A 19,042-nucleotide genomic window follows, 5' to 3' on the forward strand; every position below is an offset into this window, starting at 1 on the left:
CGGCTTGCAGCGCTTGAACAGGAAGAGAGGCTTTGAGGTTTAGGTTTAGGTTTAGGTTTAAGGTTACTGCTTTTGAGTGAGTGCAACGATTCGCTCGTTAGATCTCGAACTGGTAACAGACTGCGGGTTTAAAATTGCTTGCGGGTTATGGTTTCGAACAAACTCGATGAATTCCAGATAAGTGAGTGGCTGACTGAAGAAGTAGCCTTGTATTAGGTCACAGTTCGCTTTTCTGAGGTAATGATACTGTTCTATCGACTCAACACCTTCTCCGACGACTAGCGTGTCACAAGAGTGGCCTAAGTTAACCATAGATTCGACCATCTTACGGTCGGCTTTGTCGTCTACCATGTTATCGATAAAGCTCTTATCAATTTTTAGCTCATCCACAGGGTAGTGGAGTAGCTGGTTGAAGGCTGTGTATCCAGTACCAAAGTCATCAAGTGAAACCTTTAAGCCTAGGCTTCTGATTCTCTCGATAGTCTGTACCGTAAGCTTGGTACTTTTCACGTAACTGGTCTCAGTTATCTCGATAATAATGTTGCTAGGAGGTACTTGGTACCGTTCGATAACCTTACGAATATTGTCGGCAAAATTGCGGTTGTATAGCTCCATTGCTGAAATGTTAATGGATAAGGTACCTTTGTACTTGTGGATTTCTGAGAGCTCTTTATAGCTCTTGATAGCGGTGCTAATAACCCACATATCGAGTTTGGATATGAGGTTGCTCTTCTCTGCAGCAGGTATGAATTCGTCTGGACCCGCGTTTATGTCAAATAAAGCAGGGCAACGAATCAAACACTCAGCGCCATCTACCTGAAGTGTTTTAGCGTTGAAAATAGGCATAAAGCGAAGTTCAAAGTTATCACTTTCACAGCACTCTAAAAGCCTTTTTTCTATAATGTCGTGTCTCTCTAACGTGTGTAATAACTCCTCGCCATAAACAATACGGCTTTCTCCATTATTGTGAGATTTTGCACGGAGCAGCATCTCATCAATACATCGGTGCCAAATTTCTACAAACTTTGGTGTGTCGAGCGGTAAAACACCTGTTGCGAGTGATAACCTAAACCCATAGTAATCAAGGAACGTAGTGCTAGTCAGCGTATTATTGATGTTCTCTATTTCTTCGTTTATCACTTGGCTTTTATCCATTTCTAAAATGGCAATAAACTGATTCCCCCCAAGCCTTGCTATGGAGTAGTCATTGCAACTGAAACCGGAAGATGACTGTTGGTTTTGTAGAGTTTCTCTAAGCACTCTAGTTAAGCTTATTAGTACATTATCACCAACTTTTGCACCGTAGAGATCGTTGATTTTACGGAAGTCGATGATGTCCCAACAAACCACATAGCAGTGTGGGTTCATTGAACTCTTGAGGCGTACATCAAGGTGTCGAATGAATGAGCGTCGATTGGCTAACTTGGTAAGTTGGTCGAATTCGGCTTCGAACTTCAACTCTGTTAATGAGTCGATGTAAGCGTTTTTCAACCCATCAATTTCACTCTGCCCTGATGAGCGTTTGAAGTATCTAAGCTTGAGCCCGCCGATCGATATCTCTTGCAGTAAGTCTTTAAGCGGGCGCACGAGTTGATAACGCACCACTAAATGTACGATTAACATGATCGTAAAGAGAGTACCAAAGCCACCTAACAAGGTTTGTTTAGCGATGATGGCTTTCTCATGGTTGAACTTTTGTTCTCGAATATTTACTTGCGCGATGAGATGTCGGCTGGTCATCTGCACATTGATATTATCTTGGGTTTGCTCAATTGATTTGATAACGAATTGGGTATTTTCGATGTTGGCAGCGTCTGAGGATGGCTCGATTAAGAACTGAATATTGTCATCGTCATTGTATTTGATTAATAAGCTAGAGAGTTGTATCAGAGGTCCGTCAGCAATCAAGATGTAGCGATTTAAACTGTTACTTGCACGTTTATCTTGAGGAAGGAGGTAAGGGTCAATTGCCGCAACATACGAATATCTGAGCTCGCCACTAATCGAGATATAAGAGAAGCCTTCGTAGGAGAGTTCCTTCTTGCTGATTAACGAGGTGTATATGTCGAAGACTCTTTCATAAATCTTGTCAGGGATTTTTAGCCCCTCGAAAGGATCGGCTCTGAGAGTCGAAAGCGTTAATTTGAACTTAGGGTCCACGATATAAACATTGCGTTGTCCAAATTGATTGACGTGATTCTGGCTTAATACACGTAGTACTCGTTTCTCCAATAGCGATAGAGTCGTGTAGTCGCCTGGGTTTTGAATATAGCGAAGAAACTGCAACGAAGACCCAATATCTTTGACCAGTAAGGATAAGCCGAGTTGCTCATACTCTGCAGCGACTAAAGCGGTATTCACATCAGATTGCACTTTGTCTAGGTACATATGCTTAGCATGATTTGACGCGAAGTTGTATGACACGATTCCTGCGATCAGAAAGACCAACAGTAGCGTGGGTAAAAGTACGAAATAGAGCTTCTTCAATACGGGCATGAGTTATCTCAAACTGTCGACAATACGATTGCGAATTTGAATGCTACTCGGTTCTAACGGCTGATAAAGGTAGCTGCGATCTAATACTGCTTTACTCGGGAAAAGCTCGGGATCGTTTTGATACTCCTGAGAAGTGAGTGCTTTTGCTTTTGAACTTGGTGTTGCAAACCATGAATCCATTGCGTTTTGAGCGGCTATTTCAGGTTGCGATAGGAAGGAGAGGATAGTGGTTGCCTGTGGAGATAACTCTCCGTTGTTAATTGCAGCCATACACTCTAACCATAAGGTCGTTCCTTCTTGAGGCACTGCGTAGGCCCAAGATGCTTCAGGTTCGGCATCATTAAGCACATAGCTGTCACCTGAATATCCGTAGGCGAGGTCGATATTGGCTAGACGCTCAAGCTGGTGGATGTGGTCGATGACATACTCATTGCTTTCAAGATGTGGTTTTTGCAGTTGTAGCGTTTTGTACGCAACACGAAGTTCTTGTTCATTATTAGTAAATGGGTCAAATCGATTGACCAATAACGCCGTGCTCACCAAGTCGGTGGGGTCGTAGTACATACTTATACGGCCACTGACTTTCGAGTCGGGTTCAAGAATCGCCATCCAAGATTCTGGGGCGGAGACTTTATCACTGCGATAAAGAATACCGGATGTTCCCCACGCGTAAGGAATTCCATACTCACCACACCCATCCGCCCACCTGGGGTCAAAATTGCTTTCAATGGATTGTTGTAAGTCACTTAGGTTATGGAAAAGGTTTTGTTTGGCTAATGCCTTAAGTTTTACGCTTTCGACGATGACCAGTTCAAAAGCGCCTCGACGCTCGCTTAATAAAACCTCATCCCTTATTGACTCATCAGAGAAGAATTGTTGCTTTAGTGAGATGCCGTAGGTATCACTTAACTGGGTAACGACGCTGTCAGATAAAAATTCATCCCAATTGTAGAGATAAATATCATGCTGCTGGCCAAATACAGGGCTAGCCAAAAAGGATGTTGACGCGAGAATTGATACACAAAACGCTTTCACTGACGGATTCCCTTTCGTACGTGATAACTAAATCGTAGCCCAAAATCTGCGACATGATTCAAATTTACGGCTCTTATTTTAGTACAACCTAATGCAATGCATGCGAACACAGACTTTTAATTACCAAAATAGAAGGAAAATGAGTCTTGGTTATGAGATCGCTAGGCAAAATAATGGATTAACTATCTGAACTAAATGTTGGAAAGTCGGTTATTAGATCGTCTTTACCTTACGAGGCTTATGAAAACGTGTTGCTCGTCTGATTCTCTTAGTATCGAAACATTAATTATGAACCAAAAAACCAACTACAAGTTAATTATGCGATAATAATGCATTAAATTTCACAATAAGGACATTGATTTATGGATGCAAGTTTAGTTGGGATTTTTGTTACCGTGGCGATTGCTCATTTTTTGGCGTTGTTGAGCCCCGGACCAGACTTTGTGATTGTAGTGAAGAGTGCTGTTCGAAATAAGGGAAGAAAAGCACTAGGCGTTGCATTCGGTATTGCCAGTGCGAATGCGGTTTACATTGCTTTGTGCCTAGTTGGTGTAGGCTCGATTTTGGCAGCATCCGTTTCTATTATGATTGCACTCAAGATCATTGGTGGTGTGTTTCTTGTTTATCTTGCTTTGCAAGCGATAAGAGCGAAAAAAAGCAATTACAGTAATTTCGATGTTGACGAAGAAGGTGCCTCCAATCAAACCACTTTTCTTAAAGAATTTGTTACGGGTTTTCTATCGGGAATCCTTAATCCTAAAAACCTTTTGTTCTATTTGAGCTTATTCACGGTTGTACTGAATAATGAGGTGGGCTTCATGTTTAAGTTAGGTCTAGGTATTTGGATGACGGTGGTTGTCTTTATATGGGATGCGGCGATCATCTTCTTGTTATCTGCGCCCAAAGTACGTCAAGAGTTTACGCGTGTTGCTTACTATATTGATAAAGTGACAGGAGTCATGCTGGGGCTACTTGGCTTGACCATTGTGAAATCTGCGCTAGTACGTCAATAGGTTCAATTTGAGTCATTATTGCTGAGTAACCTCACGTTTGTGGCACGATACAATGCTTATGTGCCGCGAATGTGTGTATGTTTCCTGCCTTGTCTGATACGTTTTATCTAGTGCTTGCCCGATATTAAACCTTTTGCTTTATCCACCAATTCTTTTCATAACTCTTTGTTTATCATTTCTTTTTTTCTGAGTAAGTATCGATAAATTTGTTTCTAAAGACTTGTAGCACAAGGTGTTTGTGCTTATTGTGGTCAGTAGTATCTAGGTTATGTCCCAACGAGCTATGATTGCCGATTTGGGAAAGGTTTCGCATTAGGAGTCATTGTGGATTTAGAGATATATCAAGTAGATTCGTTTACAACTCAAGCGTTTAAAGGGAACCCTGCCGGGGTCTGTATCTCTAAAGAGCCGTTGGATGAGTCGTTAATGTTTTCAATCGCAGAAGAGATGGCGGTATCCGAAACGGCTTTTCTTGCGCTTAACACGATGACGCTTAAATGGTTCACTCCAGAAGTCGAAGTGAAGCTGTGTGGGCATGGCACACTGGCAACTGTTCATGTAATGAAAGAACAAGGACTGCTTGAGACAGGTGATAAGGTCGTGTTTAACACTTTATCTGGGGAGTTATCTGCCGCAGTTTGTGAATCGTCTATCGAGCTTGATTTCCCTAGCGCCGAACTGTCATTACATTCTGAACCCAACCTCACGCTGTTTGAACATTTAGGTTTAGAACCGCATCAAGTCGTATCATTCCAAGAATTTGACTCAAAGCAGTTAATCGAAGTTTCCAACGAACAAGTGTTATTGGAGCTTTCACCAAACTTTGATGCGTTAAAAGGCATTCAAGGGCGAGGCGTTGTGGTGACAGCGTTGGCATCAAATAAGGAACTTGATTTTGTTTCTCGCTACTTTGCACCTTGGGTTGGGGTTAATGAAGATCCTGTTACCGGCTCGGCACATTGCGCATTGACGCAGTACTGGGCTGAAAAGCTCAACAAAAGCAGTTTCAGTGCTTATCAGGCGTCTCGTCGTGGTGGTTATATGTCGACAGAGCTCTTAGCTAATGGGCGAATAAAGTTAATCGGTTCTGCGACCACTGTGATTAGTGGAGTGTTGAAGCTTTAGATCTCTATAGAAGCTTTAGAGCGCAGGTTCCCCCTGTTTTGTTGGAACCGCCTAGTACGTTTTATTCGACTGTTCACAGTTAAAAGAGGCGGCTAGGGCGTAATGTATTATTGAAGGAATCACCGTGTCTGCCTTTTATCTTTCCCAAGTATTAGTCGCGATAGCCATTTGTTTTGATCTTCTGTCATTCCAATTCAAGGAAAGGAAGAAAATCGTCACTTGTCTGTTCTTTGCTGGCGTTCTTATTTCGAGTCACTTTATCCTACTTGAACAATGGACAGCGGCGAGCTTAATGACGATTGCCACGATTCGCTATTTGACGAGCGTATTTTCTACCTCGTCTAAGTTTAAATATTTGTTCTGCTCGATGTCGGTGGTCGCAACCGCTGTGACTTATTCGGGGCTGACCAGCATATTGAGTTGCTTTGCCTCCGTATTTCAAACCTTTGCTGCCTTCAATAAAGATGACCGTCGATTAAGAGAATTGATGATCATCGGAACCAGCTTTTGGTTGATTCACAATTACTTAGTTGGCTCGCCAACAGCGGTTGTTATGGAGGCGCTGTTTATCTGCAGTAACTTGGTGGGCTATTACCGTTTTTACTTCAGAAAGAGTGCCGCTGCTTAGGTTTACAACTGAAGCTAAGGCCCAAGTTGTTAATCAATTCAAATCAATTCAATGCTAGCTAGGAGAGCTTGATGCCAAACATTTACAATGATGTTCCTTCATCAATACCCAATGAGATATTCAATGATCTGATTGCCAACGATAGTGTTCGAATTGAAAGAATATTGTCGCATGGACACAGTTCACCAGAAGAGGGTTGGTATGACCAAGATGAGAATGAATGGGTGATGGTGATTGAAGGTCAAGGCGTCATCGAGTTTGAAGATGGACGCGTTGTTACCTTGTCTAAAGGGGATTACATCAACATTGCTGCGAGAGAAAAGCACAAGGTTGTTGGCACAGATAAAGATACGGTGACGATCTGGTTGGCTGTATTTTATCGTTGATATCTTGCTCTAAAGCTGAGGTTGTTAGGTTATAAAGCTTGCTGAGTTAGCTGTTTATTTGCACCTCTGAAAGGACTTAAGACAAAAAGGAGTATGTCGTGGTTAGAATTCGAAACTATCAAGCGAGTGATGATAAAGCACTGTGGGAGATCTTCTTTCATACGGTACGTAACGTCAATGTTCGTGATTATTCTCAACAGCAAGTCGAAGCTTGGGCACCCAGTAGCTTTGACTTTGCATTATGGAAAAAGCGTATGAATGGGTTGCAACCCTTTGTAGCTGAGCTCGATGGCTGCGTTGTTGGCTATACTGACCTGCAACCCAACGGCTTGATTGATCACTTTTTCTGTCACCACGAATATCAAGGGAAGGGTGTAGGGAAAGCGCTGATGGAACATGTCTTCACTGTGGGTCGAGTTCGTGGCGTATCGAGATATTTCTCTGAAGTAAGTATTACCGCAAGGCCTTTTTATGAGCACCTTGGCTTTAAGGTAGTAAATGAACAGGAAGTCGAAATGCGTGGCGTAAAGCTGACCAATTACGTGATGGAAAAGGTAGTTGAAGATGGACAAGGCAGCTGAATAGGTGGACTCGTGTTCTTAGGGATACAGACATCGAGTTTGAAATATTAATGAACCTTTTTAAGGATAACTTTTCCTGATCTATTGATATTGTCGATGAGTTCAAATTGTGTGCAAGATAATTTGTCTAATCTAAACGTTGAGTGAATACAAGGAGTGTTGTTCATGAGTCATGTGAGTAGATCTAAACTATATACATTAGTGTCGATGTTGTCCTTCGCTGTTGGCGTACTTGCCTTAGATGCTGGGGTGTCGGGGCTATTTCCTCTCTTTGTTGTCGTCATCTCATTCTTTTCATTTGTCATCAACTCGTTTCTTTGTTTGTTCGGAGGTAAACGCGAAGATGGCTTTGATGCCTATCAAAAAGCAAATCAGACTCGGTCGGGAGCATTGGTCAAAGGCTTAGAAGACTCGAGCAAATAAACCTGTGCGTTCAGACGAACGGTAATCTCATTTTTGATACAGTTTTCACCTGCTTTTTGTTCTCTTATTCAAGAAAAATCATCACTTTAGAGATAATATTCACTTCAACAAATATCAGTGAAGGAAGAAAAGTGGGAATTGAAGCTTTAGCGTTTGTGATGGACGTATTAATCACCGCATGTTGCATGTATATCGCCTCTAAAATGTCTTTCGTGGTCGCAGATTTTAAATCCCTTCTTACTATTGCTGTAATCGTTGCTTTGGTGTCATTGATTCCGACAGTGGGTTGGGTGTTAGGGTTGATTCTGTTTGTGTTCCTGCTCGGGAAAGCGACGCATTCTAGTGTTGGTGATTGCATCTGGGTGGTGGTCTTCACGAAGGTGGTATCGATGGCGGCCTTTCTGATATTCGGGCGCTTGTTTATGTAATGAGGGTTCTTGCTTATCAAAAGGCAGGTTCGGCTAGTTTGATACCTATCTTTACTTGGTACTTAAACATGAAAAGGGTGTGAACCTATCACACCCTCTAAGAACCTTTGATTTGTGTTCATCTTTATTATTTAGGCAGTAATACAGCATCAATCACATGGATAACACCATTGCTTGCTTCAACATCTGCCATCACGACCTGCGCTTTGTTGATCATCACATTGCCGTGATCAATTCCTACCATTACCGCTTCACCTTGCACTGTTACGGCACTATCAAGTTTCATCACTTCAGACGCCATTATTTTTCCTGGCACCACATGATAGGTCAGTACTGCGATTAGCTTGTCTTTGTTTTCTGGCTTCAACAGCATATCAACCGTTCCTTCTGGTAGTGCAGCGAACGCTTCATCCGTTGGCGCAAACACAGTGAACGGGCCATCACCTTTCAATGTTTCAACTAAGCCTGCCGCTTTTACTGCTGCTACCAAGGTGTTGAAAGAGCCGTTTTCAGCCGCCACGTCAACGATATCTTTCTTCATTCCGTGGTGATCGGCGTGAGCAAAAGCCGTAAAAAGAAGCGCCGCAACTAGCACTGACATGGTTTTGATTAATTTATTAAACATATTGTCTTCCTTTGAGTTTTGTCCGTTATTTTCGAGAGGTATTACGAAAGCCCAATCGTGATAGATCAATTTGTAGTGTCTTTGAATGAATGGTTAACGATATCGACTGCGCCAAGCGAATAAATTTATATTGTTAAATGCTTGTTGTAATTCCATTTTGATGCTTATAGTTATTTGATGATTATTCAAATAGTGGATGTGAATATGAGGTTTGTTTTACCAGTAGTCTTTTCTGCATTGGCTTCAATGCCTGCATACAGTGGTCTTGCTCCAAGTGAAGGTTTCAGCGGTAATTTCAGTGTATTGGCCGGTTTCTACTCTGACAGTAGTAATTTGAGTACTGAACAAGATTCGAATCAAGCAACCAACACCCAGGAAGGGGAGAGTGAAAACCAAGGGCTACTCGGCTTTTTGGGTACTGTTCAATATACTTTTGGCGAATCGCTGACTCACCAAGTGTATGCGGGTACAACACGAGAGGATATTGCAACAGGTACCATTGCGTTTGAGATCGGTTATCGATATCAACTTTCTGGTGGCACCATATTGGATTTTTCTGTTCTTCCTACACTTGTCTCGGGTAAGGCTTGGTCTGACCCTTACGCGGTTGGCGTTAATCGAAACGAAACCGATTTAAAAGGTAATGTTGGGCGACTGCAAATGACCAACATAGGCGGCACGGGCTTTCGAACGGATTTCGCGATTGGTGAGTCCGACGTTGATGATGAGCTGTCTGGGACTTCATTGGGGCTATCTGCTGAAGAGATAGCACTGCTTAATAGGGAACGAATCTATGTGTATGCCAAAGCAGGATACCCTTTCATCTTAGCTAACCAAGCGGGTGTGTTCGTTCCATCCATGGTGTATTTCCACTCTGATGCGGAAGGCGGAGCGTTTAGCTTTGATAGTTACGGTATTGAATTAAATTACGCCAAGAAAATTGGTCGTCACGGTTTTGTTGTCACGTTGGATGCACATGATCGTCAGTACGATGAAGCGAACCCAATCTATGGAAAAGCCCGTGATGAGAGCGAATACGGTGCTTTTTTAGCGTATGAGTTTGGTGGTTTGATGGGTTATAAAGATTGGGCGTTCATTACTTTACTGGGTTTAAGAAGCATAGACTCTAATATCGATTTCTATAACTCCGAGCAAGTATTAGCGAGTGTGGGTGTGGATTATAAATTCTGATATTCACATTATGTTAAAAATACTCATCAAAGCAGAAGTTTAAGTTCAGTATTTCTATTTATTTAATTATTTCGGGCACTTACACCTTTAAAGGTTGTAGGTGCCCGTTGCTATCCGTAATATGAAACTTAGCTTATGGATAGAAATAATAGGATAAGGAAGCGCTTTGGAAATACAAATTAGACATTTAGAAGCAACGGATAGCCAAGATATTTTCGATATTTATCGCCGCCCTTCAGTTTCAGAAAACACCTCACAAAAGCCTTATCTTAGTTCTGACCAAGTGGAGCGACTGTTTGGCCATTCAGACCATTTCACTCTGGTTGCGGAGGTATCCGGCAAAGTAGTGGGCCACATTACTTTATTCATGACCACCAAGGTAAGAGACAGGCACTGCGCTGGTCTTGGTATTGCGATTCACCCGGATATGCATGGTAAAGGGGTCGGTAAGGCGTTAATGCAAGAAACGATCAATCAGGCGGATAACTGGCTTAACCTCGTGCGTCTTGAGTTAGAGGTTCATGCTGATAACCACGCCGCGATTGCTTTGTATGAACGTGTAGGTTTTCAGTTAGAAGGCACAAAAAGACTCAGTACGTTCAAAGGCGGTAAGTACATTGATATGTTGTTGATGTCGAGAATACGACCAGATTACCTATGAAGGCGAAGTGACTCGATATAACTGAAACAGTTGAATAAGATATTAATTAACAAAGTCATTTTAATAAAACCCTCAAACTTTATTTGCTTGAGGGTTTTATGTTTATAAGCATTCGTCACTATAAGATCGCTATGGATTATCGATGCCAAAGCCATTTCGCAGTGCAAACTGAATCAGTTCGGTATGGTTGTCGAGTTCCAAAATATCCAACATGCGGTATTTGTGTGACTCAATGGTTCTAGGGCTTAAAAAGAGGATCTCCGCACATTGCTTTGCGGTATAACCTTGTGCCAATTGAGTCAGAACCGCACACTGCCTTTTGGTCAGCAATAATAGCTTTTCACTCTCGTTAATATTATTGGTTTCATCGCTGGTGACACTACGCGTCATTTTGGAGTGCTGCCAAAAACAGAGCCAGATATCACTCAGCAATTTGATTCGCTTCATGTCAGCCTCTTCAATTGGCTTATCGTAACGATTGAACCGTGAGAAGCCGATAGCTCCCCACTGCTGACCAAACAACGAAAGGCTTACAATCCCATGCCAATGAGCACCTTCTTCATAAAGTACACGTAACGGGTCGAGTATATGGCTCTTTAGTGTTTCTTCAGGGAACAACTGCCAACACTCTTTTGAACGTAAAAGCTTAAGGTAATCAAGATAATTGCCTTTTAGAAAGCGTTCCATTTCAAGCGGTGGAGTATCTGTTTGGGATACGGAAATACTTTTTCCTGTATCCAGAAGAATCATTGAATTTGGAAATAGGGTAAGTCTGTCGAGCTTAAACCAAGCGAGCGCTTCTCTTGCCAGTAAGAAAAAAGTGCTATCGAAATCTTTGGGTTGGCATGCGGTCAAAGTGTTGGTTTGGTGAGAGAGGAGATCCTCAAAGCTCGCGAATAGGTTGTGTTTCATATCGACCGTCTTTTGTGGTTTTAGACAAAATAGCGGCAATAACTAAAGTGTGTCAACCTAATATTAGAATGTCGTTCTGAATAAGGTGTGACGAGTATTCTTAAATGCTACTGAGTAATTTATTAGTTTTATCGAGAAACGATTAGTGAAATTCACACTGAACTCTGTATAGTAGCAACCGTTTGCTTCGTATAACCCCAATGATATGGTTTGGGGGTCTCTACCAGCTCCCGCAAAGTGCTGATTACGAAGGGTTTAGATCACAATTGTGTTCTTACTCTTTGTAATGGCGTTCAAGAAAACCTCCGGTCTATTATTCAGAGTAAGTGCACACCTAAAATCCATAGTAGGTGAAATATGAACGCATTTATTCAAGGGCTTCCAAAAGTAGAGTTGCATTTGCACATTGAAGGCTCGCTTGAGCCTGAGTTACTTTTCCAGCTTGCTCAACGTAATGGCATTGATCTGCCTTATTCATCCCCAGAACAACTAAGACGCGCATACGAATTTGATGATTTGCAATCATTTTTGGATATCTATTATCAAGGTGCCGATGCATTGCGCACGGAACAAGATTTCTATGATTTAACTTGGGCGTATTTAGAGCGTTGTAAAGCCGACAATGTTATTCATACTGAGATTTTCTTTGATCCTCAAACACATACGGAGCGTGGTATTGCATTTGAAACTGTGATTAACGGGATTCATCGTGCGCTCGAAAGTGGTCAAAAACAGTTAGGTACCTCTTCTCAAATCATCGCTTGTTTCTTACGACATCTGTCTGAAGAGAGCGCCATTCAAACGTTCGCTGATGTGTTGAAGCATAAAGATAAGATCGTCGGGGTTGGGCTGGACTCTTCTGAATTAGGACACCCACCCGAGAAGTTCAAGCGTGTATTCCAACAAGCGAAACAAGCGGGCTTCTTAACGGTGGCTCATGCAGGAGAAGAAGGGCCGGCTCAAAACATCGTCGATGCGATTGAAATGCTCAGCGTGAGTCGAGTGGATCATGGTGTGCAGTGCATGACAGACGAAGCTTTAATCGAAGAACTGATTGAAACTAAAATGCCACTGACGGTGTGCCCACTGTCGAATATTAAATTGCGTGTATTCGATGTGATGGAAGACCACAACATTGTCGAACTGTTGAGAAAGGGTGTGGCTGTAACGATTAACTCGGATGACCCTGCTTATTTCGGTGGTTACATGTCGGATACCTTTAATGCGGTGAGCCAAGCTCATGAGATGACGCACCAGGAGTTAGCGCAGTTTAGTTTGAATGCGATAGACGCGAGTTTTATTGAAGCGCCATTGAAGCAGCAATATCGAGAGCTTGTTCTAGGTTACTTAACTAAAACTAAAACTAAAGTTAAAGCTGATTCTGAGTAGCCTGTCGTTTAGATTTCAGCAGCTAAAACTCTGAAGCATAGCGCCTTATAACGACCGACATATGTTGGTCGTTTTTATATTGGCTGCTAGCGATTGTTAGACCAAGGAACAACTTAACTTATTAAAGAATATGATCTTATTTAGCAAAAAACAGCTTACCTTGGCTGTGATGCACTACATTTAGAGGGAGTGTAGAGATACAGTAACCACGCTGTATAGATACAGAGTTAGCGATTGTCGGAGGAGGAATACAGCGTTGTTAGACCCAACAATCAGTGAACAAATAGAGTGGCCATGTGAATTGCCGCAAGAATTGATCGATAGCCTAATCGAAATTGCTGTTTTCAAAACGAGTGTTCATAGCCTCGAAATTACCCAAAAATTCCAAAACCTGCCTGGCGTTTTCTATATTCTCAGCGGCTCCGCGGGAATCTGCTTTTCTACCGAAAATATGAAAAGCATATCCGGTGGTGTGATCGGAAGGGGAGATTGGATAGGCGCTTTGACTATTCATGCCAACTACAACCTCTTCGCTGTGGCAGAGGAGGTCGAGCCTATCACTATGGTACTGTTTCCCGCCGAGAAAGTGTTAGCGCTGGCTGAAGAGCAGTGCATGGTATTCAAATGGCTGCTGCACAGTGGGACCAGAGCACAATCTATTTGGATGCAAGCTTACTTATCCTCCATTCATGAAAAAGAACAGAAAACCATTTACGTTTTGTTGGAACTTGCGGCGCGCCAGAACAATATTGCAGGTGCGACCGTGAGTATTAATATCTCACAAACTCAATTGAGTACCATTACCGGGATCTCGAGACCCAGATTGAATGAGGTGCTCAAAGGAATAGAGCAACAGGGCTTAGTGAAGATCCAAAGAGGGAAGGTGTTTATCACCGACATTGAGGGTTTGTATGAGCGTATTTCACCAATGAATTTGATGATGCGAGATCCTGTCGCTGATATTAAGGTATGAACTTCAATATCAAACGAAAAAAATTATGCACAGTGTTCTTTTAGGAACATACATCAAAAGAGAATACCTATAATGTTCACTCTAGATTTATAAATTGAATTAGAGCGGAATAGAATTGTTATGAAAATGGCTGTATTGGAATATAAAGTATTGGGACTTGGTGACTGGATTAAAACAAGGGTTTCTAGCCGCTGTGCCCATTTACTAGCAGCTGAGTATAAAGCGCTAGGATGGCCAACTAAAGTGGATGGTAAAGTGTTATCGACTGAGTCTGCTTAATCTCTATAAGCCTAAATCATCTAGATGAAGACAAAAAGAAGCTGGCAGTGTGCCAGCTTCTTTCATTTTTAAATTAAGACCATTGAGCTACTTGTTCACGTAGTCTTTGAATTTCTGCTTGGTTTCAGCATCCGCTTTTTCGTACCAGAAATAGAGCATCTCTTCAGCTGTATTTGCTGCATTTCCGTCAATCTTTGCTGGAAGCGTTACTGGTTGTGCTACAGCAGCCGCTGCGCCCGCGCTCGCACCTACTGTAAGTGCTGCGATGCCGCCTTTTTGGTTGTATTCCTTCGCTTCTTGCGGGTACTTACGACCAATCTGCATGCCATCTTTGATTAGCTTATCTTGCTTAACACTGATTGCATTTTGGTTTTCATCAACCAGTTTCCAATCTAAGTTTTGAAGGCCTTTTTTCGCTTCGTTGGTGTTACGGAACTTAGGCATGTCAAACGTCAATGCTGTGTCTGTCGCATCAAAAGTAGCAATGATGGTATCGCTATCGACAAACTCGCGGTCGTTACCTTGGCTGAAAGCCAGTTGATATTTGAAAACGATTTGGTTCACGCCATCTGGAACGGTGATCGTTTTGCTCGAAGAGAAGAAACCACCGTCGAGATCAGGTTTAGCCTCATTAACAGCTAAGACTTCGACTAAAGCATCTGCGCTAGAAGGAACTTCAATTGTTACGTCAGCTAACACTTGTGGCGCTGCGATAATTGTGGAAAGCAGCGCAATGGATTGTAATGTTTTCATAGTCATACAGTTATTTAGGTGAGTTATACTACACTCGCATGCATAAACCAGTATTTCAAGCTACCTTGTCTCGATTTGGAAAAATTCACCGAAACTTAACCAAAGCCTAGTTTTTGAACGTGTCGATTGTACGGTTTCTGTGCGAGTGAGGGCGTGATCTTGCACTTTCCTCTGTCACGTCATCATCGACGTCCAGTGAGGCTTGAGAAGAAGGTAAAGAGATATAAATAGGAATAATTGCCGCCACCCAAATGGCATAGATGGTAATGACTCGGTTGAAGGCGACGAACCAGGTTTCACTGCCGCTACCAGACAAGTAGTAACCCAATAAGGTAAGTAAGGTGCAGACAATAGCCCACATCACGGCTGATAGTGGATCTTTCGTTGTGGCTACGAGTAAGACTATCGTAATGTAGGGCACGGCCATGGCAATGCCCAAAGGTACATGACAGTCGACCACAAAAATGATGGTGGCACCGAGTGCTAAGAATAAATGTGGGCCAGTGCTAGGTAAATTTACATTCCATATCATATGACACCTTCTTTTACCCCGTTTTTCGTTGCTGGTGGAGTTTGTGTATTAAGCGTGTTGCTTGATGGCTGTTGACCATCAAACGATTGATGAGTTGTTGAAGCAATTCAGCCTCGGGCATGATGTGCTTCTCCGTTACCTTTTCAGCCTCGGTTGCGAGCTCGAATACTTCACTCATTTCATACCTTGATGCAATCGCTTTAACCGCCTTTAATGTTCTGGATAGATCATCTTGCTTGGCATCCGAAAATAGCTCTATCAACTCATCGATTTCGTTTTCTAGCTCATCAACGAGAGAAGTTAAGCATTTGAGCTTTTCGTCTGATTTAAGCTCGTCGTTAGCTAAGAATTGGCTACGCGACAGTTCTTCTTCTGTGAGTGGCAGTTTGTTCTTAGGATGACGCGTTAATATGGTTACGTTGCTTTCTACCTTGTTTGGAAGATTGTGTGCGTTAGATGAGTTATGGCGGTTGACTTCAAACTGGTGATGAAATTCATTGATGGCGTTTTGTAAGCTGTTTTTCTGCAATGGCTTGGTGAGAACGAAATCTGCACCCGAAACGATGAATTCATCGTGAGCTTCTTTGAATACGTCCGCTGTACAGGCGAAAATAACGGTAGTGAGCTTGAGTTCTTCGCGGATTTTTTGAATCGCTTCGATACCACTCATGTTGGGCATGTGGTTGTCCATTATGATGAGGTCGTATTGATTTGATGCTAGCTTATCGAGTGCTTGCAAGCCGTCGTAGGCGTTCTCTACGGTTAAGTTGATCGATTCACAGAACTTCCTAATTACCATTGCATTGATTTTGTTGTCTTCGACTAACAATACCGACAAGTTATCGAGTACATCATTTGCTTTAAGCGTCTCTTTTTCGACGACTTTTTCTTCGACTTCATGTATTTCAAGAGGAAGTGAGATGGTAAATCGAGTGCCGAAATTAAGCTGGCTAGCCACTGTGATTGTGCCGCCCATCAGTTCGACTAACTGTTTCACAATGGAAAGCCCTAATCCTGTTCCGCCAAACTTACGAGTCGTTGATAGTTCGGCTTGTTCGAATGCCGTGAATATATGGTCGATCTTGTCTTCTGCTATACCAATACCCGTATCCGTCACTAAAATATTCACGCTTGGTGGAGTAGTAGGGGCTATCAAGAATTCCACTTCGACCTTTCCTGACTCAGTAAATTTGACTGCATTGCCTGCTAAATTGAACAGTATCTGACGCGTACGTGCTGAATCACCAATAAGCTGAAGATTGGTTGGGACATTGTCTTTAATGATAAAAGCGAGGCCTTTGTCTTCTGCAAGAGGCGTCAGTGTTTTATCAAGGTGTGTCACGACGTCAGTAACCGAGAAGGGGCTTAATTCGAGCTCCATTTTGCCTTGTTCGACCTTAGAAAAATCAAGAATGTCATTCAATATGGTGACGAGATGCTGACCAGAGTCGATGATGATTTGGGCGTGTTTACGAGTATTCTCGCTGTGTGAATCCTCTTTGATTATCTGAGCGATGCCTAATACGCCATTCATTGGGGTGCGTAACTCGTGGCTCATGGTCGCGAGAAAGAGAGATTTTGCTTCGCTGGCTCTTTCTGCTTTGTCTGCGGCTTCTTGGTAAGAGAGGTTGTTTCTCTTAAGTTCGAAGATTCTGAGGATAAATAAGGTGAACGAGAAGACGAAGGTCAGTAGCGCAAGTGTGAGGATCAGCTTAACGGTAACGTCTTTGAGTTGGTCTTGAAGCTCAGTAAATTGATGTTCTATGTGTTCAATATACTCAGTGCTATGCAAATCAAGAACTTGAGATAAAAGCAGGCTATGTTGTTGGTTAAGTTCGACAAATGTCTGTGAAAGATTCGCTAAGTCTGAATCTACGCCCGAATGTTGCATATTAATGCCTGAAAACAACACGCTAGCAAGGAGTTCACTCTGAATGATGATGTCAGATTTTGCGCCAGAATTGTTATTTGTAGGCTGACTATTAGTGAGTTGCTCAGTCATGGATTGCAGAATGAACTGACGAGCGACACTGAGCCCAACGAGCTTGTCTAGTGTATCGACATTCGACATAGACGCATCATGGAATTGATCAAGCAACTCCAGTGTTGGTAAGTGTTGAAAGAAGGTCGAGTGTGTGTTTTCACCTTGATAGCTATCTTTGAGCGCTTGCAGTTCTTTTTCTAAGGTGACTAAATCTGCAGACATTTGGTAAGGATTGGAAATTTCGGTGAGCGCAGCGTTAGTTATGTGGTCGCGCATCTCCAGGACCTCATGCCCCAACTCACGAACGGCTCCTCCATATTTCGAGACTTTATTATGCTCTGAATACGTCAATACAATAAAACTGATCAAAACGACAAACAGGGAGATAAACACCAAAAAGACGAGTCTGACTTTATTCATTTTCAAACTCCAATAACATTTGAGGGCGGTTACCTGTTAGGGTTTCTAGGAAGACTTTGATATCGTTAATGGTCTGTTTTTCAAACGTTTTACCGAGTTGGCTTTCACCCATGATCTTTATGGCTTCCTCTAGAGTGGCGGTTTGTCCGTCGTGAAAATAGGGCGCGGTTATCGCCACGTTTCTTAAGCTAGCAACACGAAATAGATGCTTGTCTTGTGGTTGCGCGGTAAACATAAAACGACCTTGGTCTTCACTTCGCTCGGCTCCTGTTTTCGATAGCCCAAAGTAACCAAATCGCATTACCATTCCGCCACCAATATTGGTGCCTTGGTGGCAACGAATGCAGCCTTCTTCTTGAAAGGTTTCCCAACCACGTTTAGCAGTTTCAGATAGTGCTGCGTTGTCACCTTGTAAATACAGGTCGAAAGGGGCGTTTGGTGTCGTCAAACCCTGCATAAATTCAATAAGTGCTGCCTTAATGGAAGCTTCGTCAATGGGCGTCGATTGTTCTTGGAATAAGTTGATGTAAGTATCCGATTGAGACACATAATCCGTAATGTGTTGCCAGTTTGAATCCATTTCATCGACGTTGTGCACCGGGCCATCGATTTGATCGTCGAGGTTATTTACCCTGCCATCCCAGAAAAACCGATAGTTAAAGACTGCGTTAAAAACGGTGAGTGAATTTCTCATTCCTGCGCCGTTTACGCCAATCGAAACAGGAATCACCTCTGCGCCGTTGGTTTGCAGGCTATGACAACTTTCACAGCTCACACTGCGATTAGAAGAAAGATTCGGGTCTTTAAATAGCACCCAACCAATTTTGGCAAGCTCATGATTTATCTCGGGAGAGTTTGGAACCGGAGATATGGGTTGGTTTGAAGCCACAGTTTTGTGTGCGTGTTGTGAATGAGAAGAGTGTGGTAAAGCGTGAGAGTCATCATGATCGCTTTCATGGGCGTGATTTTCTTGGTGTTCGAATGAAGTGTGTGTTTTTGAAGAGGCCGCATCATAAACTAGCAAGGCGATTGAAACGACAATGACAGTGATGCTGATTCCTGCTAAATATGGCGTTTTCATAACATTAGTCCATCTAGTTTTGACAAGTATGGCAACTCAGAATCCTTCTGATATCACCCTCATTTCACTTTCCAATGATAGGTGTTATTTATAAACCTAGTTGCGCATGTGTGATGTTGCAAGATAA

General features: G+C 42.6%; 20 protein-coding genes and 1 riboswitch. Of the genes, 12 read left to right on the forward strand and 8 right to left on the reverse strand.

What is annotated here, in order from left to right:
• Positions 1-63: 63 nt before the first annotated feature.
• Positions 64-2,496 (reverse strand): putative bifunctional diguanylate cyclase/phosphodiesterase, encoded by a 2,433-nt coding sequence (locus tag IQQ51_RS02940; protein ID WP_193840313.1) that lies wholly within the window; start codon positions 2,494-2,496, stop codon positions 64-66.
• Between the two features lie 3 nt (positions 2,497-2,499).
• On the reverse strand, positions 2,500-3,531 hold the full coding sequence (locus IQQ51_RS02945) for a polyamine ABC transporter substrate-binding protein (protein ID WP_050633512.1): 1,032 nt from the start codon (positions 3,529-3,531) through the stop codon (positions 2,500-2,502).
• Between the two features lie 362 nt (positions 3,532-3,893).
• Between IQQ51_RS02945 and IQQ51_RS02950 the strand changes: the two genes are divergently transcribed.
• The 7 genes from IQQ51_RS02950 to IQQ51_RS02980 all read left to right on the forward strand — a co-directional run bounded on the left by IQQ51_RS02950 (position 3,894) and on the right by IQQ51_RS02980 (position 8,115).
• Positions 3,894-4,544, forward strand: a complete 651-nt coding sequence (locus tag IQQ51_RS02950) for a LysE family translocator (protein WP_050643905.1) — start codon at positions 3,894-3,896, stop codon at positions 4,542-4,544.
• Between the two features lie 324 nt (positions 4,545-4,868).
• A complete protein-coding gene (locus IQQ51_RS02955; protein ID WP_193840314.1) occupies positions 4,869-5,669 on the forward strand; it encodes a PhzF family phenazine biosynthesis protein in 801 nt (266 codons plus the stop codon).
• Positions 5,670-5,793: 124 nt separating this feature from the next.
• Positions 5,794-6,297 (forward strand): YgjV family protein, encoded by a 504-nt coding sequence (locus IQQ51_RS02960; RefSeq protein ID WP_050650519.1) that lies wholly within the window; start codon positions 5,794-5,796, stop codon positions 6,295-6,297.
• Between the two features lie 71 nt (positions 6,298-6,368).
• Complete coding sequence (locus IQQ51_RS02965) at positions 6,369-6,683, forward strand: cupin domain-containing protein (RefSeq protein ID WP_193840315.1); 315 nt, start codon at positions 6,369-6,371, stop codon at positions 6,681-6,683.
• Positions 6,684-6,781: 98 nt separating this feature from the next.
• Entirely contained in the window at positions 6,782-7,264 is a 483-nt protein-coding gene (locus IQQ51_RS02970) for a GNAT family N-acetyltransferase (RefSeq protein WP_193840316.1), read from the forward strand.
• 165 nt (positions 7,265-7,429) lie between these two features.
• Positions 7,430-7,687: a hypothetical protein gene (locus IQQ51_RS02975; protein ID WP_050633506.1), complete on the forward strand. Its 258-nt coding sequence runs from the start codon at positions 7,430-7,432 to the stop codon at positions 7,685-7,687.
• A 131-nt stretch (positions 7,688-7,818) separates the two neighbouring features.
• Complete coding sequence (locus IQQ51_RS02980; protein ID WP_193840317.1) at positions 7,819-8,115, forward strand: hypothetical protein; 297 nt, start codon at positions 7,819-7,821, stop codon at positions 8,113-8,115.
• Positions 8,116-8,242: 127 nt separating this feature from the next.
• Here the strand turns inward: IQQ51_RS02980 and IQQ51_RS02985 are convergent, their stop codons facing one another.
• A complete protein-coding gene (locus tag IQQ51_RS02985; protein ID WP_050643900.1) occupies positions 8,243-8,740 on the reverse strand; it encodes a fasciclin domain-containing protein in 498 nt (165 codons plus the stop codon).
• A gap of 204 nt (positions 8,741-8,944) precedes the next feature.
• Here IQQ51_RS02985 and IQQ51_RS02990 point away from each other — a divergent pair, with 204 nt between their 5' ends.
• Both IQQ51_RS02990 and IQQ51_RS02995 read left to right on the forward strand, forming a co-directional pair.
• On the forward strand, positions 8,945-9,931 hold the full coding sequence (locus IQQ51_RS02990; RefSeq protein ID WP_048608552.1) for a DUF2860 family protein: 987 nt from the start codon (positions 8,945-8,947) through the stop codon (positions 9,929-9,931).
• Positions 9,932-10,097: 166 nt separating this feature from the next.
• A complete protein-coding gene (locus tag IQQ51_RS02995) occupies positions 10,098-10,592 on the forward strand; it encodes a GNAT family N-acetyltransferase (RefSeq protein WP_193840318.1) in 495 nt (164 codons plus the stop codon).
• Positions 10,593-10,721: 129 nt separating this feature from the next.
• On the opposite strand, the gene IQQ51_RS03000 is transcribed toward IQQ51_RS02995, so the two are convergent.
• On the reverse strand, positions 10,722-11,504 hold the full coding sequence (locus tag IQQ51_RS03000) for a LuxR C-terminal-related transcriptional regulator (protein WP_193840319.1): 783 nt from the start codon (positions 11,502-11,504) through the stop codon (positions 10,722-10,724).
• Between the two features lie 167 nt (positions 11,505-11,671).
• Positions 11,672-11,771, forward strand: a riboswitch (purine riboswitch).
• 90 nt (positions 11,772-11,861) lie between these two features.
• Between IQQ51_RS03000 and IQQ51_RS03005 the strand changes: the two genes are divergently transcribed.
• From IQQ51_RS03005 to IQQ51_RS03015, 3 genes are all read left to right on the forward strand, one after another.
• Positions 11,862-12,893, forward strand: a complete 1,032-nt coding sequence (locus IQQ51_RS03005; protein ID WP_193840320.1) for an adenosine deaminase — start codon at positions 11,862-11,864, stop codon at positions 12,891-12,893.
• A gap of 256 nt (positions 12,894-13,149) precedes the next feature.
• Positions 13,150-13,866: a Crp/Fnr family transcriptional regulator gene (locus IQQ51_RS03010; RefSeq protein ID WP_050712525.1), complete on the forward strand. Its 717-nt coding sequence runs from the start codon at positions 13,150-13,152 to the stop codon at positions 13,864-13,866.
• Between the two features lie 120 nt (positions 13,867-13,986).
• Entirely contained in the window at positions 13,987-14,145 is a 159-nt protein-coding gene (locus IQQ51_RS03015) for a hypothetical protein (RefSeq protein WP_017070406.1), read from the forward strand.
• Between the two features lie 87 nt (positions 14,146-14,232).
• Here IQQ51_RS03015 and IQQ51_RS03020 read toward each other — a convergent pair whose 3' ends face one another.
• From IQQ51_RS03020 to IQQ51_RS03035, 4 genes are all read right to left on the reverse strand, one after another.
• Positions 14,233-14,898 (reverse strand): DUF2057 family protein, encoded by a 666-nt coding sequence (locus tag IQQ51_RS03020; RefSeq protein ID WP_050646096.1) that lies wholly within the window; start codon positions 14,896-14,898, stop codon positions 14,233-14,235.
• 106 nt (positions 14,899-15,004) lie between these two features.
• Complete coding sequence (locus tag IQQ51_RS03025; RefSeq protein WP_193840321.1) at positions 15,005-15,430, reverse strand: hypothetical protein; 426 nt, start codon at positions 15,428-15,430, stop codon at positions 15,005-15,007.
• Between the two features lie 13 nt (positions 15,431-15,443).
• Positions 15,444-17,834 (reverse strand): ATP-binding protein, encoded by a 2,391-nt coding sequence (locus IQQ51_RS03030; RefSeq protein WP_193840322.1) that lies wholly within the window; start codon positions 17,832-17,834, stop codon positions 15,444-15,446.
• Positions 17,827-18,915, reverse strand: coding sequence for a cytochrome c peroxidase (locus IQQ51_RS03035; protein ID WP_193840323.1), 1,089 nt, complete (start codon positions 18,913-18,915; stop codon positions 17,827-17,829). The genes IQQ51_RS03030 and IQQ51_RS03035 overlap by 8 nt, the downstream gene beginning before the upstream one ends.
• Positions 18,916-19,042: the final 127 nt, after the last annotated feature.

The sequence above is a fragment of the Vibrio sp. OPT18 genome, from assembly GCF_015163615.1.
GTDB classification, from domain to species: Bacteria; Pseudomonadota; Gammaproteobacteria; order Enterobacterales; family Vibrionaceae; genus Vibrio; species Vibrio coralliirubri.